Origin of the sequence: Sphingobacterium sp. IITKGP-BTPF85 (assembly GCF_001006065.1) — a bacterium.
GTDB classification, from domain to species: Bacteria; Bacteroidota; Bacteroidia; order Sphingobacteriales; family Sphingobacteriaceae; genus Sphingobacterium; species Sphingobacterium anhuiense.
In genome coordinates, this window is record NZ_ASZT02000012.1 from 32332 (window position 1) to 55120 (window position 22789).

Annotated in this window: 24 protein-coding genes and 1 pseudogene; 10 read left to right on the forward strand and 15 right to left on the reverse strand. The window is 37.4% G+C overall.

Annotated features, from left to right (window positions below; genetic code table 11):
• Positions 1-2 precede the first annotated feature (2 nt).
• The 7 genes from L950_RS04110 to L950_RS28400 all read right to left on the reverse strand — a co-directional run bounded on the left by L950_RS04110 (position 3) and on the right by L950_RS28400 (position 4797).
• Positions 3-884 carry an MbnP family protein gene (locus L950_RS04110; protein ID WP_021192083.1) on the reverse strand — a complete coding sequence of 294 codons (882 nt, stop codon included), beginning with the start codon at positions 882-884 and terminating at the stop codon, positions 3-5.
• The gene (locus L950_RS04115; protein ID WP_021192084.1) at positions 865-1977 is read right to left on the reverse strand and encodes a cytochrome-c peroxidase; all 1113 of its coding nucleotides are present in this window, start codon (positions 1975-1977) and stop codon (positions 865-867) included. Before L950_RS04115 ends, L950_RS04110 begins: the two co-directional genes overlap by 20 nt.
• A 1-nt stretch (position 1978) precedes the next feature.
• On the reverse strand, positions 1979-2845 hold the full coding sequence (locus tag L950_RS04120; RefSeq protein WP_021192085.1) for an MbnP family protein: 867 nt from the start codon (positions 2843-2845) through the stop codon (positions 1979-1981).
• Between the two features lie 34 nt (positions 2846-2879).
• Entirely contained in the window at positions 2880-3338 is a 459-nt protein-coding gene (locus L950_RS04125; protein ID WP_021192086.1) for a FixH family protein, read from the reverse strand.
• 41 nt (positions 3339-3379) lie between these two features.
• Positions 3380-3712 (reverse strand): hypothetical protein, encoded by a 333-nt coding sequence (locus L950_RS04130; RefSeq protein ID WP_021192087.1) that lies wholly within the window; start codon positions 3710-3712, stop codon positions 3380-3382.
• 24 nt (positions 3713-3736) lie between these two features.
• Complete coding sequence (locus tag L950_RS04135) at positions 3737-4396, reverse strand: SCO family protein (protein WP_031289507.1); 660 nt, start codon at positions 4394-4396, stop codon at positions 3737-3739.
• 191 nt (positions 4397-4587) lie between these two features.
• Positions 4588-4797 carry a hypothetical protein gene (locus L950_RS28400; protein ID WP_156169513.1) on the reverse strand — a complete coding sequence of 70 codons (210 nt, stop codon included), beginning with the start codon at positions 4795-4797 and terminating at the stop codon, positions 4588-4590.
• A gap of 557 nt (positions 4798-5354) precedes the next feature.
• On the opposite strand from L950_RS28400, the gene L950_RS04145 reads away from it, so the two are divergent.
• Positions 5355-6065, forward strand: a complete 711-nt coding sequence (locus L950_RS04145; protein WP_021192090.1) for a type 1 glutamine amidotransferase domain-containing protein — start codon at positions 5355-5357, stop codon at positions 6063-6065.
• A gap of 481 nt (positions 6066-6546) precedes the next feature.
• Here L950_RS04145 and L950_RS27560 read toward each other — a convergent pair whose 3' ends face one another.
• Entirely contained in the window at positions 6547-6738 is a 192-nt protein-coding gene (locus tag L950_RS27560) for a hypothetical protein (protein WP_084825366.1), read from the reverse strand.
• Positions 6739-7130: 392 nt separating this feature from the next.
• Here L950_RS27560 and L950_RS04150 point away from each other — a divergent pair, with 392 nt between their 5' ends.
• Entirely contained in the window at positions 7131-7580 is a 450-nt protein-coding gene (locus L950_RS04150) for a hypothetical protein (protein ID WP_156169514.1), read from the forward strand.
• 352 nt (positions 7581-7932) lie between these two features.
• Positions 7933-10629 (forward strand): alpha-L-rhamnosidase, encoded by a 2697-nt coding sequence (locus L950_RS04155; RefSeq protein WP_231576847.1) that lies wholly within the window; start codon positions 7933-7935, stop codon positions 10627-10629.
• A 345-nt stretch (positions 10630-10974) separates the two neighbouring features.
• On the opposite strand, the gene L950_RS04160 is transcribed toward L950_RS04155, so the two are convergent.
• Together L950_RS04160 and L950_RS04165 are read right to left on the reverse strand one after the other, a co-directional pair.
• Positions 10975-12030, reverse strand: coding sequence for a serine hydrolase domain-containing protein (locus tag L950_RS04160; protein WP_021192093.1), 1056 nt, complete (start codon positions 12028-12030; stop codon positions 10975-10977).
• A 190-nt stretch (positions 12031-12220) separates the two neighbouring features.
• On the reverse strand, positions 12221-12550 hold the full coding sequence (locus tag L950_RS04165) for a DUF6122 family protein (protein ID WP_021192094.1): 330 nt from the start codon (positions 12548-12550) through the stop codon (positions 12221-12223).
• Positions 12551-12688: 138 nt separating this feature from the next.
• Between L950_RS04165 and L950_RS28405 the strand changes: the two genes are divergently transcribed.
• The 4 genes from L950_RS28405 (at position 12689) to L950_RS28410 (ending at position 15271) form a co-directional block, all read left to right on the forward strand.
• Entirely contained in the window at positions 12689-12877 is a 189-nt protein-coding gene (locus L950_RS28405) for a hypothetical protein (protein ID WP_156169515.1), read from the forward strand.
• Positions 12878-12960: 83 nt separating this feature from the next.
• Positions 12961-13407: a nuclear transport factor 2 family protein gene (locus L950_RS04170; RefSeq protein WP_031289513.1), complete on the forward strand. Its 447-nt coding sequence runs from the start codon at positions 12961-12963 to the stop codon at positions 13405-13407.
• A gap of 59 nt (positions 13408-13466) precedes the next feature.
• Positions 13467-15158, forward strand: coding sequence for a serine hydrolase domain-containing protein (locus L950_RS04175; RefSeq protein WP_021192096.1), 1692 nt, complete (start codon positions 13467-13469; stop codon positions 15156-15158).
• Positions 15122-15271, forward strand: coding sequence for a hypothetical protein (locus L950_RS28410; RefSeq protein WP_021192097.1), 150 nt, complete (start codon positions 15122-15124; stop codon positions 15269-15271). The genes L950_RS04175 and L950_RS28410 overlap by 37 nt, the downstream gene beginning before the upstream one ends.
• A 61-nt stretch (positions 15272-15332) precedes the next feature.
• Here the strand turns inward: L950_RS28410 and L950_RS04180 are convergent, their stop codons facing one another.
• The 4 genes and pseudogenes from L950_RS04180 to L950_RS29415 form a co-directional block, all read right to left on the reverse strand.
• Positions 15333-15872 (reverse strand): GNAT family N-acetyltransferase, encoded by a 540-nt coding sequence (locus tag L950_RS04180; RefSeq protein ID WP_021192098.1) that lies wholly within the window; start codon positions 15870-15872, stop codon positions 15333-15335.
• Between the two features lie 111 nt (positions 15873-15983).
• Positions 15984-16831 (reverse strand): annotated as a pseudogene (locus tag L950_RS37060) (sialate O-acetylesterase).
• A gap of 224 nt (positions 16832-17055) precedes the next feature.
• Positions 17056-17949: a hypothetical protein gene (locus L950_RS04190; RefSeq protein ID WP_197086232.1), complete on the reverse strand. Its 894-nt coding sequence runs from the start codon at positions 17947-17949 to the stop codon at positions 17056-17058.
• 8 nt (positions 17950-17957) lie between these two features.
• Entirely contained in the window at positions 17958-18134 is a 177-nt protein-coding gene (locus L950_RS29415) for a hypothetical protein (RefSeq protein WP_197086233.1), read from the reverse strand.
• Between the two features lie 460 nt (positions 18135-18594).
• Between L950_RS29415 and L950_RS04195 the strand changes: the two genes are divergently transcribed.
• A complete protein-coding gene (locus L950_RS04195) occupies positions 18595-19899 on the forward strand; it encodes a Gfo/Idh/MocA family protein (protein WP_021192099.1) in 1305 nt (434 codons plus the stop codon).
• Between the two features lie 389 nt (positions 19900-20288).
• Positions 20289-20645, forward strand: coding sequence for a response regulator (locus L950_RS04200; RefSeq protein ID WP_021192100.1), 357 nt, complete (start codon positions 20289-20291; stop codon positions 20643-20645).
• 364 nt (positions 20646-21009) lie between these two features.
• Here L950_RS04200 and L950_RS04205 read toward each other — a convergent pair whose 3' ends face one another.
• Complete coding sequence (locus L950_RS04205; protein ID WP_021192101.1) at positions 21010-21615, reverse strand: RNA polymerase sigma factor; 606 nt, start codon at positions 21613-21615, stop codon at positions 21010-21012.
• Between the two features lie 205 nt (positions 21616-21820).
• Between L950_RS04205 and L950_RS04210 the strand changes: the two genes are divergently transcribed.
• Positions 21821-22654, forward strand: a complete 834-nt coding sequence (locus L950_RS04210; RefSeq protein WP_021192102.1) for a FecR family protein — start codon at positions 21821-21823, stop codon at positions 22652-22654.
• The last annotated feature ends 135 nt before the right edge of the window (positions 22655-22789 follow it).

Sequence of the window (22789 nt, forward strand, 5' to 3'; positions counted from 1 at the left end):
TTTTATAATTCGTCTTCACTCTTTACAAAATTTTCAGTGTGATCGTGTGTGAAAAAATGTGGGAAGTTATTGGCAATATTGACACTGTATTCGCTGAACATGACATTGGGATGCTCGACGATGCTGAATGTATGGGGGCCATTGAATATTTTCATGATATCAACAAACAGGTGGACATTACTGCGCAAGCCTGCTCTCACCTGCGCTATGCCCGCAGTTTTAAGATCTACGGTAATTGTCTTGATATTGTTCAAGGTAGGGGCATTGTATCCTCCAAACCCACCGATATGGTATTTGAACTGTTTATTTCCAGTGGGATCTCCCTGTTGATTGTCGGAGATCAAATCGCAGTAACCTTCCATTTTAAAGAAGATATAACCGCTGTTCCATCCCCAGTACATACCTCCACCTTCGTGTCCTTCTTCTGGATTAAAGGACAATACACCAGTCCGCTTTTCGACTGGCATTGTATTTCGTAAACTGTCCACTCCAATGATAAATTCGACTTTTTCATAGTTTCCTTCGGGCACTTTTACTTTCGTAAATCGTGTGGTACGATCTGCTGCATTTACTAAAAAATAACTGTCATCCTGAGGTACTGTATAGCTGCTGCCATCTGCTTTATAGAGTTTGATGTTGCTGATGAAGTATTGTAGTAATTTAATTCTAAAGGATTCTCCCTTTGCATTTTTATAAACCCGGGGTTCGAAGCCTAAAGTTTCTTCACCTACAATGTTGTCAAATTCGATGGAAAACTGCCCGGTCTTTTCGGCATCAGGAGCTGGTGCATCTTTTTTACTGCAGGCAGTTATAAGGGCGATGATGAGTAACATCATCGCTGTAAGTACGATTTTATTGTTTATGTTATTTTTTTCTGTTTTCATTTTTATGCGGATTAGAAAAATTGGTTTCATTTAAAAATATCTCATCTGTAAGTGCCTCCAAGAAGGATTTTATATCGTTCATTTCCCCATCGCTCATTGCTATGCCAGGATTTTCATTTTGATCGTAAAGAAGTCGGTCTGTGACCGGGCTATGCTTAATACCGGATCTGTAGTGTTGCAACACCTGATCAAGCGATGTAAATCTTCCATCGTGCATATATGGGGCAGAGCGTGTTATGTTTCTCAGTGTTGGTGTCTTAAAGGCTCCGAGATCTCCTGGATTAAAAGATATGCGATAACGTCCGCGATGTATCCATTCGTTCGAGTCATCGGTAAAGTCATCGTCAATACCATTATTATGGAAAGCATTGTCTGTGAACAGTTCACCACGATGGCATCCACCACATTTTTGTATGACGAGATGCATGCCACGTTGTTCACTTGCTGTGAGCGCCTGCATATCTTGTCCACTTCGATAACTGTCATACCGTGAACTAGCCGATATCAAGGTTCGCTGGAATTGCGCCAATGCTTTTGCGGCACCCTGTGCTGATGGTTTTTCATTAAAAGCTTGCTGAAATAAGTTGACGTAAAGTTCACTAGCCATCAGACGGTTGGCCAAAGTGACTAAGGACATTCCCATTTCATCGGCATGTGTAAGCGGTCCAAAGGCCTGGGATTCCAAATTTTTGGCTCCACCGTCCCAGAAAAATCCTTGATCTGCCCATGCCAAGTTGATTAAAGTCGGGGAGTGTCTCTCCAGCTTCTTTCCAGATACACCAGCCGCAGTAAGGGCCACTCCATCTGCAAATGCTCGTTCTTGATGATGACAGCTTGCACAACTGATCTGCATATTTGCAGATAACAAAGGGTCATAAAACAGCTGACGACCTAAATGTACTCCTTCGACTGTGAGTGGATTATCAGGCATTTCGATTGGTCTGGGGAAATGTGGCGGAATTTTTAATAACAAAGGGGTAGGAGCTTGGTCATTTTCCAGGGTGCCCTGTTGCTCTTTTTGACACGATAGCATCAATACACTCACTACAAAGCAAATGATGGCTCCTATTTGTGATCCTTTGTTTTTATTCATCTTATTTCTTGGTTGCGGTAGCAGTTGTGCTTTTTAAAGTGATAGCCTTTGTCAGCAAATTGTTTTTTAGCTGTGTCATCAGCTCTTTTTGGGAAGCACTGATCAACCTGTTGGACCAAGGGTTTTCAATGTCGATTACTTTTTTAACATCCATTTCTATGTTGATATTGGTCGTCATTTGAGCATTAATCGTGATTGCTTTGTCTAGCTTGATCTCTTTTTCAGCATAGAGATCATTGGAAGCGAAGTCCCAAAAGAATGTTTGTAAAGCCGGAGCTTCTGGAGATGCTTTTACCCAGGTCATTTTTCCATTTAAGACAAAGAATTTGTAACTGGTGAGCCACATCCAGCTTTCAAAAGCCATACCATTGAGAGCGGATAATTCTCCAGCGCGCAAGGTCAGATTGTCGTTGTATTTTGAATCAACTCCGATAGCAAATTTTACTGCCGTATATTCACCGGCGGGTATCGCTGCGATTTTAATCTGCTCTCTTTTATTTGCAGGATATTTCTTACCGAAGGATCCGTCCTGTACTGGAATTTCAACATTTTCCTCGATGAGATAGTAGGATTCGGGCACTTTAAATTCTTCACCAGCAGCATTGACTAAACGAACGTTGCTCACCCAATAGCGCAGTTGATTAAATTCATATTTAAAGTCGAATTGTCCTGTGGTATTGGTGAATTTATAATCATATGCTTTGTTCAATTCGAAGTCAGCATCACCATATCGGGCATCAAATATTAAAGTTGTACTACCTGATGCTGCATCAATGTTAGGTTGAACGACTGTTTCTTTTTCACAAGCTGTTAATAAAAAGATGCACGAGAGGCTGCTGCATACTCCTTGTTTTAAATAGTTTTTCATTTTCTTTGATTATTTTTTTGAATAGGATTGCTCTTTATTTTATCTTGATCGGGTAAACTAGGCTATCCTGAGCTACGGATTCTCCATTTTTAAGGAGCTTTACTTTTACGATCCATTCGCCAGGCATCGTGAAATTGACTATTCCAGAATAGCGTCCGTTACCTTTATTTACCGCATTTTCATTCTCTGAAGAACCGTGTTTCATTGCGGGCATAAATGTTTCTACGGCTATGGTATAGTCATTAAGCTCTGTGAAGTTTTCCTTGTCCATTTTATGTAAGGCAAATTCGATCTTGTGTTTTCCTGCCGGCAGTTCAGGAGGAAGTAAACAGGATACAAATACACGATCATCTATTGCTGTACCAGTAGGTATTGTGCGTGGTATAGTAGTTTGTTGGACAGGTAGCGCAAAAGTTAGTGTATCCGTTTTATCTTTGCCTTTGAGAAAGGTTTTAAATAACCAGCCTTTGCCCATATCTTTCATGTTGGCCATGATAAATACCACATCCGCTTGATAGATACCTCTACCCTTGTTTACGAGAGGGGAATAAGGACGCTATGTGCCATCATACCCATATCCATCTTAATTTCATAGTCCACTGCTAGATCCGATACCGGATTTCCTTTTCCATCTTCAAACTTCAGGTATAGGCTTTCAAATTTATTGGTCAGACTATCCGGGGTCCAGAGCGATACCTGATGTCCTTCAAAGGTTGTATCTGCTAGCATGATCATCTTAGATAGATCGGAAGTATCAGTAACACTCTGATTTTCTATCTGAGATGGATTGGGTTTTGTGGCGTTATTACAGCTGTATACGGTTGTCAGTCCCAGAAATATGAGTGTGTTTAGTTTTATTGTATGCATATTTATTGATGTTATTTTAATCGGTTAACGTTTGTCTAATAATAGCTGAATGTCTTGTATTGCAACTTTGACTGAGTCCATTTCAATACCACTGTATACACCTCGCACATGACCTTTTCCATCTACGAGTGTAAATATTCCGCTATGGTCAAAGCCACCTGGCGATTCAGGGCTTTCTGTTGCGAATGAAAAATAACCTGCAGCTCCCGCGATGTCATATACTTTTGATTTTGGGCCATTAACAAATTTCCACAAGTCTGGTGCACCCAATTTTTGTGCATAAGTTTTCAGAACCGACGGTGTATCATGATCGGGATCGATGGTATGAGATATAATAGCGAAGCGTGGTTCATGCTGAAAATGCTTAGCCACCTCCAGCATGTTTTTTGACATGATCGGACAAATGGTCGGACAGCGGGTGAAAAAGAAATCGGCAAGGTATATTTTACCAGTTAAATCTTCGTTGCTGATCCAGTTACTATCTTGATCGACAAAGCGAAATTCAGGTATATGATGGTATAGGGTATCCATTTGTGTAATACCATCTTTTGAAGTGGAAATAATTTCTTGCTCTCCTAAAGTAGGCAGTTCTCTATTTTGGTTAGCTGATGTGCATCCTAGCACACCCATGAACAGCGCAATTGATACACAGCCAAGAACTGTATGTTTATATTTTGATAACATTTATCTTCGTGTTATGACTAATGATTTTGTATATGGCTAATCTGTGCAAGAGCTATTGCTCAAAATGAATACGATACAGCGTATCTATTCAAAATCATGAATAGCGTGTACTGGATAGCCTATATAGGTATCAATTAATGTGAAAAATGAAAAGACTCAAATGACAGATGATGTCACTTGTTTTTTTGCAACTAGATGGAAAAGAGGGGTGGGTGGAAGATTGTTTCTGCAAAAAGGAAAGTATAGCTCATATCTTGTGGATAGTGCTTGGTAATACGTCGTGCGATGCGATTATTTTTCGGAAATTCGAAGGTGTCAAGATGATGAATAGAAGCTAACTGTTCTAAGTTAACGGTTGCCTGTTTTGCTTCTTTTTCAGCCTGCTTCTTCAGCTTTTTCATGAGTACGCATTGCCCGTTGCAGTGTAGAAGCGGTTTATCAATGTTCTGACAGGATTTAAGGTATTCGATCCTGTTTAATTTGTAATCAACGAGCATACCTATTTTGCTAAACGTCTGGAATAAGAACGTCATCAAGAGTATGGATATGGTCAATTGTTTCAAATCTGTAAATTTTAAACAAATATACCGGCCTTTTACAGATTGTAATTATGTTTTTCGTGCACATTGTATTGTGTTTCGGGACATCGTTCGGTTGTGGTAATCGTTATTCTGTAAAACTATTTTGAAATCGACCGTAAGTGCTATGTGATTTGTTAAGTCTTCTGTGAAGTTTGACATATTATCAAATACACCTTAATGTGGCTTGCACCGTGTTGGGTGATCTTTGACTAAAGAATACTGGGATTGAATGAAAATCCTACTGTTGTGCAGATGTTCATTAAGTGACATTTGAGGTATTTATTGTCCTAGATCAGGTAGTATGCCTGCAAACTTTGCTTTGTTCGAATTGTTATCTCTGTCTATTGTCATCCATGTTTACTTAAAGGATTTTTAAAATGGAAAATAAACGGAATATACTCATGATATTGAGCTCCCATGATAGAATGGATGGGACAGATAGTAAAACTGGGGTATGGTTAGGTGAAATGACAGACCCTTATTATAAATTTGAAGAGGCCGGATATCAAGTTCTTTTGGCCAGTCCATTGGGAGGTGAACCACCTCTTGATCCGATGAGTAAGTTAACCGAACACTTGACTAGTGATAACCGTAAGTTTCTGGATGATGAAAATGCACAGCAAAGATTTAAGAATACCGTTGAATTGGAAAGCGTTCAATCTTCTGCCTTTGATGGTGTTTTTATTCCAGGGGGGCACGGTCCTTTATGGGATCTGGCTCGACATCCTGAGGTGTCACGTTTACTGGCGAACTTTATCAAAGAGCATAAACCGATCGGGGCTGTGTGTCATGGTCCTGCGGCTTTAGTCGCCCTTGCACAAACAGATCCTGATTTCTTGGTTGGTAGGCACGTGACTGCTTTTACCAATATGGAGGAAAATCTCGTAATGCGAAGTGATTATATCCCTTTTAAATTAGAATCCAGATTAAAAGAATTGGGAGCTTCATTCAGTTCGGCTCCGGTACCTTTTGTACCGCATGTGGTGCGCGATGGAAACTTGGTTACCGGGCAGAACCCACTATCCGCTGGTCCAACAGCGACGAAATTGATTGAAGTGCTTCAAGAGATAAGTCCTAAAGATATTTAATCGTAAAGAAATGATAAGATTAGGGATGAAAGGGATGCTGTGTCAGTTAGAACGTTATTATCCTGTAGTTTTTTTCAATGCAGTAATTGTATCATGGGTAATATAGAAACTGCTTTTACTTAAACAATTACTTGAAGAAAAATATTCCGCAGTCGCTGAAGCCAAAGATATTTTTATTATCTAAATTTTGGGAGCTTTTATTTTTCTAATACTTAAAGTTCTAAAGGTTCAATCGAGGTGATTGAACCTTTTTTATGAAAATAATAGCGAACATTGTTTCATATATTTATTCGTTCCCCTAACTTTTTTTACATAAAGCTTCGTTAATTTTATTAAAATTATCAATGTTGTCCCCGCAGTTTTAATGAAAATTCCGTCGTAAATCAATATAATAACTTTCATTCAAGCTTTTCTAGAGCATTTTAATCGCATCTTATTGTTTTGGAAAGTGCTTATGCTCTTAATTGATATTTTAAAATAGTTAGCTTCTGAAAATTAGGTAAAGAAGTGCTACAGCAGGGAAGATGAATATGCCCAATATGACAGAACTGATGGGTTTTGCAAAATTCAATGTATATCCGTGTATACTCGAGCGTGTTTTAGGTACTAATAGACGAGGGTCTGAAGGGTTATAATAGAATACACCGAACTTATAATTTTTTAAATTATCCATTGTTTGTAATTAATGATTTATAATTATGCGTGATAAAGCCTTTAAGTACAGCCCTAAACCCGCTTTTGGTTTCATACTAAAGGTAATATATTTCAAGGTTAATTTCAAATTTTGCTGCATTTTAATTGATTATGGTCATTGCAGAAGTAGACTTTTGTGCAAAACGGCAGAAGATATACTTTCATAAATACTCTTTTAAAATGAGGTGATAATGTAAGGGAATTTTCATAGTATGAATATGGGTCATTGATTAGATTGTTCGATTGTGAACAGGTATTGTCCGATTATGGTTAACCTATTGTTCTTATTATTTATCAATAACTTGTTAATGAGTGAATTATGTTTTTGGTAGAATAGTTGGCATTGAGATTCATGAAAAATATAAATTAAAAATGATTATTCAATTTATTGACTCTACTCTTGGAAAAATCGCTAATCATGCATTGATTATTTTATTCAGTTTGTTGTTCATGCTAGCATATGATCAGCAGGAGAAAACGATAGCGAGCACAAAACTTGATGAAGGAGTTGAAATACTTAATTTTTTCTTGAGGGGCACTTATGGATCTGATCCCAGTTCTGAAGCTTCTCGAAATATTGATCGAATTGTTGAGGATGATGCATCTTATGAGAATCACAAACTGATAAGCTTTTTTACGAAAATAAGGGCCGGAAATAGCATTGACTATAATGCCGTGATGAGCCTAAAAATATATTATGATTATGATTTAAATCTAAAAATAATTTATAACGATGGATCGTCTGAAGCACAATGGAATAATTATAACGCGATCAAGTATTTAAAGTTATTGCAGTATTTCGTGGTAGGTGCGTTTTACTGAAAGTGATATAGTTGTGGCGTTATTGTGATATATTGAATATGTTACGATCAACGATGCGTTACTTTTTGTAGATATTGTTGAATTCAAGTTAGTAATAATTGATCATCTATCGATTGTGTGTTTTTTGGATCTATAAGATCCAAAATCAAATATTTGTGTTGTTAACGGGCAGGAGCAGGTTGGTACGGGACAGTTATTGTATCAATAATGGTTATATTTGGTCTGTTTGCATACTATTTGGAACCCGGGTTATCTACGTCTAATTATAATTTGCTAGCATAATCTTTTTGAGGTTGATGTCATGGAATGCGCGTTCCTATAACTAATATGAAAAATTGATAAACCTAAGCCAATGATGCATACAAGTCATACGCATATTGAAAAGATGAATAACAATAAATCAAGAATGAAAAATATACTATTGCTGGTGGGCTTATGTGCTTCCTGCAATCTTTATGGTCATAAAAAGGGAGCTGACTTTGAACCTATCGCACTTCAATGCGAGCATCTGGTCAATCCATTCGCTATTGATGTGGAGCAACCCAGATTTACCTGGATGCTGAAAGACGATCGGCAGGGGGCTAGGCAAGTGGCCTATCAAGTTATAGTGGGAACTGACTCATTGTCAATCGTCAATAATAAAGGAAATATCTGGGATACTGGCAAACTGATGAAAGACAATATTCTTGTCCGTTATGCGGGTAAAGATCTTCATGCACTGACACGATATTTCTGGAAAGTTACAGTATGGGATAAAGATGGAAGACCAAGTAGTTCGGGCGTTGCTTCTTTTGAAACGGGCATGATGTCAAGGTTCAACTGGAAAGGTGCATGGATTAGTGATCATGCCAACGAAAATGATAAACCCGCACCATATTTTCGTAAAAAGTTTACAACGAAGAAAACGGTTAAGTATGCTCGGGCTTACATTGCGGCAGCAGGTCTTTATGAGCTTTCCTTAAATGGAGCTAAAGTTGGGAAAAACATCCTCGATCCTATGTATACGCGCTTTGATAAAAGGCTGTTGTATGTTGTCCATGATGTGACTGCGCAGATTAAAAGTGGAAATAATGCAATCGGAGTGATACTTGGAAATGGTTGGTACAACCATCAGTCACTTGCTGTATGGGATTTCAACAATGCGCCGTGGCGCAACCGTCCTACATTTTGCATGGATTTACGTATTGTATATACCGATGGCACGGAAGAGACAATCTCATCAGAGCGCGATTGGAAAACTTCTTCAGGACCGATTATATTCAATAGCATCTACACCGGTGAACATTATGATGCGAGATTGGAGCAGAAAGGATGGGATGAAGCGGATTTTGATGATTCAAAATGGAAAGGTGTGCGGTATCGCAGTGCACCTGCTGATTTGATTGTGGCGCAACAGACGGTTCCAATCCGTATGGTAAATACTTTTACCCCAAAAAGCGTTAAAAGAATAGATGATAAAACCTACGTTTTTGACCTGGGGCAGAATATGTCAGGCATCACTAAAGTGAAAGCCAGTGGGACAGCAGGAACGGTATTAAAGATTAAACACGGGGAACGATTACATCAAGATGGGCGCCTGGATCAGTCTAATATTGATGTTTATTTTAGAGGTGACAAAGAGACTGATCCTTTTCAAACGGATATTTTAATACTGAGTGGCAAAAAGCAGGATGAGTTCATGCCAAAGTTTAACTATAAGGGGTTCCGTTATGTAGAGGTGTCCAGTAGTGAACCATTGGACTTAAAAGATCTGCATATTACATCATATTTTGTCCATAGTGATGTGGCTGCAAAAGGTGAGGTTAAGACGTCGTCAAAGTTGGTCAATGATCTTTGGAAGGTTACTAATAATGCGTATTTATCCAATCTGATGGGGTATCCTACGGATTGTCCGCAAAGGGAAAAGAATGGCTGGACAGGTGATGGCCATCTGGCAATCGAAACAGCATTTTATAATTTTGATGGAATTACTGTCTATGAAAAATGGATTGCCGATCACCGTGACGAACAACAGCCCAATGGTGTTTTACCAGATATTATTCCAACAGGTGGCTGGGGATATGGTGATGCAAACGGGCTGGACTGGACCAGTACAATCGCAATTATTCCATGGCAGGTATATATGTTTTATGGCGATAACAGGCTTTTGGAAGATTCCTACCAGAATATTAAGAATTATGTCGATTATGTGGACCGTATCAGTCCGGAAGCATTGACTACTTTTGGGCGTGGAGACTGGGTACCTGTTAAGTCTACCTCAAATTTAGAATTGACATCGTCCATCTATTTCTATGTGGATGCGACAATTCTAAGTGCTGCCGCGAAAATGTTTGGAAAACAGGATGACTATGAGAAATATGATCGCTTAAGTAAGAAAATCAAAAAGGCGATCAATGAAAAGTTTCTGAATATTTCTACAGGAATTTATGGAAGTGGAACGCAGACTGAATTGAGCATGGCTCTGCACTGGGATGTTGTTCCTGAAGATGTGAAAACAAAGGTCGCTTTTAATCTGAATAAAAAAGTTGAGGAATCCGGTTTTCATCTAGATGTTGGTGTATTAGGAGCAAAGGCATTGTTGAATGCGCTCAAAAACAATGGTTATGAGGAGTCCGCTTATAAAGTAGCTGTTCAAGATTCTTATCCATCTTGGGGATGGTGGGTCGTTAACGGAGCTACTACGTTACTGGAGAATTGGGATCTTGATGCTAAGCGAGATATATCGGATAACCATATGATGTTTGGGGAAATAGGGGGCTGGTTTTTTAAATCTTTGGGTGGGATTTTACCAGATCCTGAGCAACCTGGATTTAAACATATTCTGCTGAAGCCCATATTTCCGAAAACATTGGATCATTCCGAGATTACACATGCTTCGCCGTATGGTGATATTGTATCTAAATGGAAAAAGAATAAGAATATTGTTACTTATGATGTAACAGTTCCGGCCAATGCAACAGCGACCTTTTTTCCTCCTAGTAATGCTAAAGAAAAGCAATCTATGGCGCTTGAGGCAGGTAAACACCGCATAAAAGTACAGTTATTATAGACAGAGATGCACCGGATGTTACTTTTTTGCCTTTAATCTATATCCGGATACTTGTACTGTTACTAGCAATTATGACCGTTTTGATTATTCCAAACGTTATTGAAGTTATGAGCACAGTATGGCGGAGTTGTTGTCGAAAGGTATGTGATTACTTATCGTTTTGGAAGTTCTAAACTGTTCTGTCATTCAGAATAAATACGCTTATCTATGATTGGGTAAGCGTATTTATTCTAGTAGTTTTAAATTTGCGGAGCTATTTAAAAAATGTGTAGTTAACAGGTTTGAAAATGAATACTTCATTGCCCACATTTCCGCTTGAATAGCCATGAAGTGTAGGTGTCATCTTCATTTCAAAAGATTGCTTTCTTTAATGATTCTTCTGATTTCCTGTTCAAAATGATAGGCAATATCAAAATTTTCATTCCCTACATTTTCCATTATGATAACACTGGTTTTTGTTTTTGGATAGTATAAATTAACCGCCGTAAAACCTTCTGATGGGTGAAATCCTGTATGGCCAATTTCAGCAATACTGTCTTTATCATTTATTCGCAAACCATAGCCGTAACCAATAGGATTTTTACTGAAAAGCTGATGTGTGTTGGTTATAACATAACTTGTCATCACTTTGTAGGTGGTAGGTTTTAGAACTTTTCCCTGATGTAAACATGCGTTCCATTTTGCAAGATCGGGTGCAGTAACAATTAAGTGACTGCCAAAAGTATGGCTAGCATCAAAACTTAATTGTTCGTTGCGTCTAAAAGTTCTGTCTTGTAGCACGGTATGTCCTTTTGTTAGTAATTGGCTATTGATTTCATTTGGATAATAGCTATCGTTCATGTGACAATTTTTAAATAGTGCTGTCACTAAAGCTTCAAAACTTTTCCCACTTTGCTTTTCAAGAACAAGTCCCGCAACATAATAACCCACATTAGAATAATTGAATGAAGATCCTGGTTTAAATTTCAATGGTTTGTCTATATCGTCGCTGTATAATCCTGAAGTGTTGTTGAGCAGTTGATGGACGGTTACGGTATCCGCCCAAGTATATTTCAAATCAGGCAAATATTTACGAATAGGTTTTTTCAAATCAATTTTCCCCTTTTCTACTTGCTGTAAAATAAGTGCTGCGGTAAATTGTTTGGCTATGGACATGGTAGAAAACTTGTCGTCCATTTTTAAGGGGATCTCTTTGCTGTAATCAGCTCGTCCATATGCTTTTGCATATTTTGTTATTCCATTTTGTTCAATGTAAACTGCTCCATTAAAATCTCGTGGACTTTTAGTTAGCAGTAAACTATCAATTTTTGTTGAATAGTTGTCTTTTAATTGTGCTGATGAATGGCAACTTGTCAATAGAACTGTTGTTGCAAGAAATATTAGTTTTAAAATTGGCTTCATTTAGCTTCGGGATATAAATATCAAAGTCTAGTTTTTAATGTCGGTCGATAATAGTTACTGAACGCGAATCAGTTCTAAAAAAATGGTTTTAGTATGCTTTTGATGTTATGATTAATAGTTGCGCTCTTTGTTTTGCTTGTGATCATCAATGGTGTAATTGTCTAATAATTACCTTTTAAGATCTTGTTGATCAATGCCATTGACAGTCTTGCCAGTCTGTTAACATATGAAAGAGTAAACCAACCGCAATAATTCGAGTTTTAGGAAAAAAGAGTAAGATAAAGTATACTGCAATTGCATAATAGGAGTGAAGTGGATGAAAGCCTATACTGCAACGATTTGGTGCGAATATTGGAGTCGCTAACAAATGATCGAGATCAACCAGCATTGTAGCAATCATGATTAACCAGGCACGTTTCCATTGTTTTCTAAAAAACACATACGAAAGTAATCCTGGAGCTAAAAAATGTAAGGTATAATGAATGAATGTCTGTAGGTAATGTAATGTCTCAATATTCATTTAATAAACAAAATAAAGTGATAGATGTAGTTTTTCGGCCTCTCTAATTTCTGCAAATATAAGGATCAAAAAGTAAAATATGGAAGGAAATCACATCCTGATTAACGGTCTTTTTTACTGGAAGAAAGACTGCCAAAGATGACGTTTGATCCTTCATCTTGTCGGATTTTTATTGAAGTGATCAGTGGAATTGTCGTCCTCATTGATCGTTTCTTGTATAAATTTTGGAAAGTATCGCTATTTGGCGCAATTGCAATTCAGGTTGATGTCCATATTTTCACCTATAAATTCCCTGTATTCACCGAGTTTTTCCTGAGCTTAGTCTAAATGTCATCGTGTTCGATTGATTTACAAACTATTTTTGAATCAATAAAAGAACGACTAACCATCAATATAAAAATAAAGACATTATGAAAACTTTAGCAAACACATTCGTAGCAGTAGCCTTGATCGTAGTATCGACTTTCACTATGGCAACCGCAAAACCAAAAGTACCGAATAAAAAAACAGTTGTCAATCTATCGACAGCAGCGCTAGCTATCGACCATTACGTAGCGATTATGACTGCGGGTGAATCAGCAGGGCTGGAAAAACTTTTTACTTCAGATTTCACCCAAAAGATAAACGCAAAAGAAGGGCGGACCAATAGTCGTTCAGAAGTCGTCTCATTCTTAAAAAAACAAAAAGGAGATCAACTGAACTGTAAAACGAGTACCATAATCGTAGAAAATTCCGCTGATTATAAAGTAGCGAGAATAACAATGCAATTTGAAGGATTTACGAAGACTGATCTTGTAACTTTGGTCAATGACGGCGGTAACTGGAAAGTCTCCCAATCGATTACTACATATCAGTAATTCATTTGCAAATCATAAAGGAATTCAGTGTTCAATTTTTACTTTTAGCCAAGATAAATATGATGATTATAAAACCGCTCTCCCTTACAATTATTCTCGGAATGTTGGTAGGAACTGCTTCTGCACAGACCCACATGACGATTCAGGAAGGTATTTCCAAGGTCGAAGCTGGATTAATCCCACCAGTCCGTTTTGAGGGCGAAGCTTCTTGGGATATCGTTTCCCGGATGCAGTTTTATAACGTTCCTGGGGTGAGTATAGCTGTTATCAAAGATTCAAAAGTTATCTGGAGTAAAACGTATGGCTATGCAGATCTTGATTCTAAAACGCCAGTAACTTCAAAAACACTTTTCCAAGTAGCGTCGATGAGTAAGCCTGTAAGCGCTTATGCGGCTTTGAAAGCCGTGGAAGAGGGAAAGTTAGACCCTAATAGTAATGTTAATCTATATCTGAAGTCATGGAAAGTTTTTGAAAATGAATGGACTAAATCGAAAAAAGTGACATTAAAAAATATTGTGAGCCATACTGCTGGTTTTACAGTAAGTGGATTTCCTGGTTATCAGGTAAGTGATCCTCTTCCTACTGCTGTTCAAGTGTTGAATGGCGTAAAACCGTCCAATACCCCTGCAGTTTTTGTTGATAAGCTTCCGGGGGCTAATTTTCGATATTCAGGTGGTGGATATACGGTGATGCAGCAAATGCTTTCGGACCTCGAGGGGAAAGATTTTACGACTATTATGCGTGAAAAAGTGCTCCTCCCTCTTGCTATGCACAACAGCAGTTTTGCACAGCCACTTCCAGCAGCACAAGCACAGTTCACAGCTACAGCCTATGGTGTCGATGGACGTAAAGTGGAGGGACGATACCATATTTATCCGGAGCAGGCTGCTGCGGGTCTGTGGTCTACAGCCGAAGATTATGCTAAGTTTGTCATCGATATTCAAAATACACTTAGTGGCAAAAGAAGTAGGGTAATTTCCAAAAAAACGGCAGAAGAATTTACGAGTCCGTTTATTGAACCTTTTATAGGTTTGGGCATTTTTCTAGAAAATTACAACGGAGAGGTTTATGTGACCCACGGTGGTTGGAATGAGGGGTTTAGTAGTAGCTTTATTGGAAGTAAAACAAGTGGTGACGGAGTTGTGATTCTTACAAACACCAACAAACCACTGTTTATCAATGAGCTCGTGAGATCCGTTGCATTAGTCTACCATTGGCCCAACTATATTGCAGCAACTAATCAAATTCTGCCGTTAAGTCAGCAAGATTTAAATGCTCATTTAGGGAGCTACAAGTTTGAAAAATATGGTTTTATCAAAGTCTATAAAGAAAATGGTAAACTGATGACAGTTCGCAATGTGGATGCTCCGGTGGAACTTATCAAAGTTGGGGAAAATAAATTTGCTATGCGAGACTGGGATTTCAAGGTGAGTTTTGATATGGATTCAAGTTCTGGTAAAAAAGAACTTGTACAGACTTTAGCTGATAAAACTGTTCGATCTAAAAGTCCTCAGATCGGCAGCGATGAAATTATACCCTTAGCATTAATTTTAGAAGGTCATTTTGAAAAAGGTGTAAAGGCATATCAAAAGGCAAAACAAGAGGATAGCCAACATGAGCAGCTTTCAGAAGGCTTTCTGAATGGTACAGGATATGAACTGCTCCATCAGAAAAAAATGCTCAGGCTATTGCTGTTTTTAGCATCAACACGATCTTGTATCCAGAGAGTGAAAATGTCTACGATAGTTTAGCTGAGGCTTATCTCAAAGACGGACAGAAAGGAAAAGCAAAGCAGAACTACCGAAAAGTACTTGAAATCAATACTAAAAATGAAAAAGCCCGTAAAATCTTAGAAACGTTATAATCTTGAATGCCATAGTCAGGAAATTAAATTTAAGACTATGCATTTAAACCTGTTTTTATGATTATGGTCTTAACGTGTAAGTAACTATATTTTCTATGTTTACGTGTTTGTTGTTATAAGCCTGGTTTTCAAATACAAAATTTAGCTTTTTCAATATTGCTACAGAACTGCTATTATCTGATGAAGGAAATGCAGTAATTACTGCTGCCTTCAAATTATTGAAAGTGAATCTAATAACGGCCTGTAAAGCCTCTTTCATATAGCCTTTTCCCTGAAATTCTGGTAACATTTCATAACCAATCTCGACCATATTAGATTCATGATCAAAGTTCCAGCAACAGACCGAACCGATTAAAGTATCATTGTTACTTAAAGTGATCACCCAGTACAGACACTCTTTCTTTTTTACCATTCCATTGATTCTTTCAATGTAATTGACTGCCTGTTTTAAAGTCGTCGCATTGTCCCGGCCAACAAAATTGTTTGTAACTGGATCGGAATGTAGTTTATGAATGAAGTTATAATTCTTCCTGAGTATTTTTTTTAATGTTAACCGTTCTGTATGCAGCGTTGGAAAATCTGTAAAATTTAAGTTCAGCATATGTTCTGTTGAAATGATTGAAAAGGGCTTTTTAGAATTTCTTATTTAATACATGTATTGGAAAACTTATTTTGTTATGATAAAATCAAACGTTATTATTTTTTGTGCTACTTATGAAATACCAAGAGCTTTCATTTTTATTAAAAATTCTTCTTGAGAAATCTCTCCAGAACCAAATCTGTGTTGCAAGAGCAGCTTATTTTCATTTTCAGTCATAGGTCTTGTATATAGATCTTCTACTCGTGCTTTTTCATTTAATAATGGTGTAGTTATGTGCTGTAATTTGGCAAAAGCCTCATAATATCGAACCCCTAATATTCTTTGAGATTTTGCATCGAAATGAAGCTGATCTTCATTTGCAGTCAAATTTTTGGCTGTTACATAATAACAATGTGCGTGTGATTGTGCATACTTTAACAATTCTTCATTGACTTTGGGGTAGCTTGTAAAATATTGGCCATAAAGCCCGTTTGTTAAGAAGTTTCCAATCTCACCAATAATCAAAGGCAGATGCGGAGCGTCCAATTGTGAGCCTAATTCAGTTATTATTTTTTCAAATTTATCACTATAATGTGCCGCAGTATGGGCAAAACTATCGTTCTCGCCTGATGCCATAGTATGCCTGCTAATTGGCTGCTGCGCATCGCTAACTTGGCCTGCGCAACTGCATGATCAAAAAGTGCACCCCCAATAGACCAGTCATCTAGGCTTGTGCCACCATCTGCACAGGGAATGAGTCCAATTTCAAGTTCTTTGTTGTGTGCTTGCCATGAGGCTGCGAATGAAGAACTAAGGCCAACCCCTGCGGTAGAGCGGTCATTATGGATAGGTTCAAACATGATCTGCCACCTGCCATTCCGTAAAACTTTAATATTTTCATTTAATATCTGAGGTACATCATTTAAGTAACCTCGGCCTGCCATATTTGATTGGCCAATGAGTAAAAAAGACTGTATCATTTGACTGTATTCAATTATTCCTTATTATAATATCAAACCTATAGGAAAAATACGATATAAATGTAATAGCGATGAATTTTTTAATCGCTAAAGATGTTAAAGTCATTGCAAGGAACTGAACTGATGCATGTATTGGAAAAGGTTTTGAAAGTAAAATAAAAGGTGCGGAATATATTATCCCGCACCTCGTTAATTGTTTACATCGTATTAATAGTTCTCACTTATTAATACCTGACTTGCAATGCGATCTCACCTAAATCAACTAGGTCGGTCTGAGTTGTAAATACAACGCGACCTTTTTTAGACAGTACTTCCCAAGCGATATTGCTAACAATATCATCTATGGCATCTTCTTGGTTCGCATCGTCAACGAGATCAAATGTTCTTTCGTCTGTCATGACTACAGGCTGCGAAAAATCATTATTAATAATTAGAAGTTCCCCGCGACCATCCAGGGAAGCTTGATAGATTTCTTGCAAATCCGTCAGTACTTTACCTGTTCCTACGGCTTCTTTCATCTGACTGATGGCGTCGGTACGTTGCTGCTTTTGTAATGTTTCAATAATCTCCCAAGATTGCTTTACAATTTCATGAGGAGCAACGTGATTATAATTTATTGGAGCATGTCCAATATAGGCCGCTGGTATATCAGCTACTTCTTGTAATTTGACATAATTATCTTCTGTACTGATGACCACACAAGCCAATCCGGTATCGTGATGCAGTTTTACGAATGCCTTATCGACGGTATTTAAATATTCACGCACCATATTATCTACTTTCCGGGCATTACTGGCTTGATCTGCGTTGGCCACCTGAAGCGTATTCTCCGGAAAGGGAAAGTCATCATTCTTTATTTCAGTAACTATGCTATCATTTACGGCTTCATAAATTTGTACACCACTTTGTGATAGTAACATCAGCAAATAGTTTGTACTTCTATTATAGGATTTGATAAGTGAGCGAACAGCGAATCTTTCGGAGATATGTACGCCTTCACGACTTGTTTCCCATGCTGATTTTATTATTTCTTCGGTATCATTAGAGAGAAAAATATGGAGACTGTCCAGATTATAATTGAGATCGATCTGCGTCGTTATCGTTTGTATTTTTTCCAATAGGGGGGCTATTGTTTTTTATCAAACGTTGTTGTTAATCTATCTTCGGCTTCTTTAAGTAAATTCTTCAAGGAAACTGCATCTGTGAGGTTATCCGGGTGAGTACGATGCGTATTCAGCGAGATGGTTACACAAGGATTACTTTTTACATTGGCGATTTTCTGTAATTGTTCTTTTAATATCATAACTTTTACATTTTATTTATCAGAAATTTAATTTGAAACTGATAATTGTTGAGTGTTTTGTTAAGATAGTTAAAAAATGTTTAATATCAAAGAAATCAGGGTACAATAATCACATTTCAAAGCTTGAAATTCTATTATCAAGCTATCTGAAAATAGCATTTTTATGTGCTCCAGGCCAATTACATCATGGACTATAGAGCTTCATACAGCCATGCATGCAGGATATGGATTCTGTGTGGTTGGTCTTATTGATGTAGCAACTGATAAAGCATTGTTTTTGAGGGTGTAGGAAATGTGGGAAATACAATTGATATATTTCAATTTGCTATTTTTTTGCTTTTTTGGAATAAAATATGGTTCTTTATGTATTAAATGTCTTTAAGACAAATAAACTAGAATGATGCACACCCTTTGTATTATCGCTCGATCAACCAAATTAACCAACAAATTTTAAACAATTATGACTAACACATCAAGAAGAAAATTTATTAAGAACTCGACAGCTGTCGTTACAATAGCTGGTCTAACTTCTATGTTTCCTAAGCTATATGCTTCAGTGGGTACAACGCAAAAAATTCGTGTTGGTGCCATTGGTATTAACGGTATGGGATGGTCCGATTTGAATGCGATCCTCAAACATCCAGATGTTGTCTGTACAGCACTTTGTGATGTGGACAACAATGTTTTACAGAAGCGGATAAAAGAGCTTGAAGAAAGAGGTATTTCGGTAAAAGGTTTTAACAACTACCGTGATTTATTAAAAAGTAAAGATGTGGATGTCGTGGTTATCGGTACGCCTGATCATTGGCATTGTTTACAGATGATAGAAGCTTGCCAGGCGGGGAAAGATGTTTATGTTGAGAAACCATTGGGTAATTCGATCGCTGAATGCAGGGCGATGGTGGATGCAGTAAAGAAAAGTAAATCCATTGTTCAGGTAGGGAAGTGGCAACGCAGTCAACAACATTTTCGAGATGCAGTAGCATTTGTGCATTCCGGAAAGCTGGGTAAGATCCGCCTGGTAAAAGCTTGGGCATACCAAGGTTGGATGAAAAGTATTCCTGTTAAACCTGATGGGCCGGTTCCAGCAGGTGTGAATTATGACTTGTGGTTGGGTCCTGCAAAGAAACATCCTTTTAATCCGAATAGATTTCATTTTGATTTTAGGTGGTATTGGGATTATGCTGGTGGCTTAATGACAGATTGGGGTGTTCATATGCTTGATTATGCACTGCTAGGAATGAAGGCGACTAAACCGATTTCAATTATGGCATCTGGAGGGAAGTTTGCTTATCCTCAAGATGCAGCCGAAACTCCAGATACGTTAACCACGGTATATGAGTTTGAGGGTTTTAATGTGCAATGGGAGCATGCTACAGGTATTGACGGTGGTCCTTATGGAAAGGATCATGGCGTAGCTTTTATTGGAAACAATGGTACTTTAGTGCTTAACCGAAGCGGTTGGGAGGTCATTCCTGAAAAGGGTCGCATGGATGGCATTGCTTTTCAGCGTTCAGTTGATGACGGTTTGAATCTGCATGCGGTTAATTTTATTGAAGCAGTGAAAAGCAGAGATTCATCGACTTTGAACTGTCCTGTGGAGGATGGGGCTGCAATCGCGATATTTTCGCAAATGGGCAACATTGCCTATCGTACGGGAAAGAAGATTTATTGGAACCAAGAAACCTGGTCTTTTGGTACTGAAGATGCAGATAAATTAATATCGGCATCTTACCATAATGGTTATAAGCTACCTACAATTTAAAATAGTATGATCAATATATTTTTGTAATGCCAGCATACAGTGCTGATAACAGTAAGATGTTGTATGCATTTGAATCTATTAAATGGGGCGCATTGAACATGAAATTAGGGAACAGGTATTTCCGGCTTTAACTAACCCATATTTTTCGATGTGGTAAATAGATTAGAATGTTTATAATTGTTACTTGGCAATAGAACGCGAGATGTTGATGGCTCTATAAAAAAAGTTTTCTAATTATCCTACTAGTGTGTTTATGTTAAACTTTTGTGACATAAATTTAACTATACATTTTATTGATTGTCAATTTGTTATCATGTTTAAAAGGTGTTGATTAGGTCTTTAGAATATTAATTTTATATCTATATATTTGTGTCAAAATTGTTGGAAATATGAAAAAAAAGGTTGTGCTTATTCAGGATGATGAAGATATCCTTGAAATCATGGATGAAGTTTTGACGGATGAAGGCTTTGATGTTACTTCATCATTAACAACCGAACCCATTGAAAATATCGACAAGATCGAACCCGACGTTGTGATAGTAGATGAGCATATTCGGGGAGGGAAGAAAGGTACGAAAGTGATAGAAGAGTTGAAAAGTGATCCAGAAACAGAGGATTTATCGGCCGTGCTTACTTCAACATCATATGATTTGCCTCAAACAGCAAAAGATTGTAAAGCTGATGACTATATCGAAAAACCGTTTGATTTGGATCACATGGTTGATGTTGTCAAAAATAATTCTTAACGGCGTAAAATTTAAAGTTTGTTCCTGACATCATTTTATATATAGCTGGTTTGAGCGTTTTTTATTGTAAACATATTAATCTGTTGAGATTTAAATAAGTTCAAATGGCTTATGATAGAAGAAGGAGATACAAATAGTATCTCCTTCTTCTATTTCAGGGGTATACTTCAAACTGAAAGGTTTTTATCATTTTTCGATCAAAATAACTTTCTTTATTCTTATTTCTTTAATCGTGTTTTGTTACTAAGTTTGTGGACGTTAGGTAAAATTGTACTGCTAATAAATGGGCAAGGGATGCGATTTTAAAATCTGTATAAACCTTTTACGTTTATTTAATACTATAAGTTCATCGAATTTTAGTAAATCATTTTACGATCTGAAAGTACAATACAATAAGGGAAAAAAGGGAATTTCCTATCTGACCAAGTTGTGCTCTTAATGATTGTATTGCTCTTTGGTGTAGCTTATAAGTACCTTTTATTGAAATTTCCAAAATTTCGGCAATTTCTTCAAATGAAAGCTGTTTCACATATTTTAGGTACAGCATTTCCTTTTGTTTTGAGGTAAGATGACGGAAAGCGTCTTTCAACTGTTTATGAATTTCCAATCGTTCTTCTTCACGAATAATGGTAGATTCTATAGGTAAATCCAATTGAAATGAATAATGCTCTTCGTCAATAGGCTCATGTAGGTACTGTTTGGAGTCGCGCTGACTATTTAGGAGAAGGTTACGCAAGGCCCGGTGCAGATAACTGCGTGGTTGCTTAATATCCTGAAGTGACTTTCTGTTTTCCCATAATTTAAAAAACAGGTTCTGGATGATATCTTTAATAACCTCATGATTGTCTGTAAAGCGTAAACCATACAGAAATAAACTGTTGAAATAATTCTCATAGATCACTTTAAATGATGTACGGTTTCCCGCACAGAAATTATTCCACTCATGATTATCGTGTTCTAGTAGTTTCATTAAAAATAGATGCTTAAGCTTCTTTTATCAGCCAACCAAATATAAGAATTTATATGATTTCGATCTGTTATCTGATGTGTTGAATTATTTTTGCTTGATAATCAGTGTGATATGTTTTTTTAATGATTGGGTGGGGTAAAGTTTGAGATCTTGTGTCTTTTAATAGTACGATGTACAAATAGTGAGAAGAACCTAAATGACTTAAATGAAACTACCTGAAGAAGATGAGCTTTTGCATGATTTGTATGAAAATCAGGAATTCTGTAAACTATTAGCACGTTCCGAATTTGTCGAACAAGATGAATGGGAGCAATGGTTTGCCGAACGGCTAACGTATAGACCTGTTTCTTACTTAGCTAGAACTTTGTATGAGCTGCAGTATTTTGAGCAATCCGTGTTTAATGGCGATGCGTATGCATCAGAGGTTTGGTCGGCCGTTGATGACTTTGTTGAATATTCGGATTCACCCGTATCTCGAACTTCATTCTTGAAGCGGATGGTTAGCAGTTGGATTCCATATGCAGCAATGATCTTCGCTATATTATCGCTTTCGCTATGGTTCAATATGCCTTTGGATTATAAATCTGTTGATACTATTGCAATCGTTTCTGCAATTGACCAACGTTCTGTATCACTTCCGGATGGCAGTCGGATCATCTTAAATAAGGGGAGTCAGATTAAATATCGCGAAGATGAACAAGGTAGACATCTTGACCTTGATGGAGAAGCTTATCTACATGTTGCAAAAAAATTAAAAGATAAAGTTCGGGTACCGTTTACAGTTAAAGGAGATGGATTTGAGGTGAAAGTTCTTGGAACGCGTTTCAACATGATCAATAATAAACATGTCAAGTTAATTGCTCTGGATGAAGGTCGTGTATCAGTTAATCAGTTTGATAAAAAGGTCATCATGGCACCTGGACAAGTGGTCAAAAGTGAAGGAAATGAATTGAAATTGGTGCCGATTAAAGCGGTTCTCATGAATGCTTGGCATACGGGCGTGTTGCAATTGAATAATACGAGCTGCATGAAATTGTAACCTGGTTAGAAATCACACAAGGCGTAGATATTGTAAATAATCTACCAAAGGAAATACAGGGCTTCACGATGAGCGGCGAGATTGATGTTCGGGACCAGGAAAATCTTTACCGCTCTATAAGCAGTATTTATAACA

Bases quoted from the DNA above. Each gene is read 5' to 3' on its own strand.
- L950_RS04110 (WP_021192083.1), bottom strand. From the start codon at position 884: ATGAAAACAGAAAAAAATAACATAAACAATAAAATCGTACTTACAGCG.
- L950_RS04115 (WP_021192084.1), bottom strand. From the start codon at position 1,977: ATGAATAAAAACAAAGGATCACAAATAGGAGCCATCATTTGCTTTGTA.
- L950_RS04120 (WP_021192085.1), bottom strand. From the start codon at position 2,845: ATGAAAAACTATTTAAAACAAGGAGTATGCAGCAGCCTCTCGTGCATC.
- L950_RS04125 (WP_021192086.1), bottom strand. From the start codon at position 3,338: ATGGCCAACATGAAAGATATGGGCAAAGGCTGGTTATTTAAAACCTTT.
- L950_RS04130 (WP_021192087.1), bottom strand. From the start codon at position 3,712: ATGCATACAATAAAACTAAACACACTCATATTTCTGGGACTGACAACC.
- L950_RS04135 (WP_031289507.1), bottom strand. From the start codon at position 4,396: ATGTTATCAAAATATAAACATACAGTTCTTGGCTGTGTATCAATTGCG.
- L950_RS28400 (WP_156169513.1), bottom strand. From the start codon at position 4,797: ATGAAAAAGCTGAAGAAGCAGGCTGAAAAAGAAGCAAAACAGGCAACC.
- L950_RS04145 (WP_021192090.1), top strand. From the start codon at position 5,355: ATGGAAAATAAACGGAATATACTCATGATATTGAGCTCCCATGATAGA.
- L950_RS27560 (WP_084825366.1), bottom strand. From the start codon at position 6,738: ATGGATAATTTAAAAAATTATAAGTTCGGTGTATTCTATTATAACCCT.
- L950_RS04150 (WP_156169514.1), top strand. From the start codon at position 7,131: ATGATTATTCAATTTATTGACTCTACTCTTGGAAAAATCGCTAATCAT.
- L950_RS04155 (WP_231576847.1), top strand. From the start codon at position 7,933: ATGATGCATACAAGTCATACGCATATTGAAAAGATGAATAACAATAAA.
- L950_RS04160 (WP_021192093.1), bottom strand. From the start codon at position 12,030: ATGAAGCCAATTTTAAAACTAATATTTCTTGCAACAACAGTTCTATTG.
- L950_RS04165 (WP_021192094.1), bottom strand. From the start codon at position 12,550: ATGAATATTGAGACATTACATTACCTACAGACATTCATTCATTATACC.
- L950_RS28405 (WP_156169515.1), top strand. From the start codon at position 12,689: ATGACGTTTGATCCTTCATCTTGTCGGATTTTTATTGAAGTGATCAGT.
- L950_RS04170 (WP_031289513.1), top strand. From the start codon at position 12,961: ATGAAAACTTTAGCAAACACATTCGTAGCAGTAGCCTTGATCGTAGTA.
- L950_RS04175 (WP_021192096.1), top strand. From the start codon at position 13,467: ATGATGATTATAAAACCGCTCTCCCTTACAATTATTCTCGGAATGTTG.
- L950_RS04180 (WP_021192098.1), bottom strand. From the start codon at position 15,872: ATGCTGAACTTAAATTTTACAGATTTTCCAACGCTGCATACAGAACGG.
- L950_RS29415 (WP_197086233.1), bottom strand. From the start codon at position 18,134: ATGATATTAAAAGAACAATTACAGAAAATCGCCAATGTAAAAAGTAAT.
- L950_RS04195 (WP_021192099.1), top strand. From the start codon at position 18,595: ATGACTAACACATCAAGAAGAAAATTTATTAAGAACTCGACAGCTGTC.
- L950_RS04200 (WP_021192100.1), top strand. From the start codon at position 20,289: ATGAAAAAAAAGGTTGTGCTTATTCAGGATGATGAAGATATCCTTGAA.
- L950_RS04205 (WP_021192101.1), bottom strand. From the start codon at position 21,615: ATGAAACTACTAGAACACGATAATCATGAGTGGAATAATTTCTGTGCG.
- L950_RS04210 (WP_021192102.1), top strand. From the start codon at position 21,821: ATGAAACTACCTGAAGAAGATGAGCTTTTGCATGATTTGTATGAAAAT.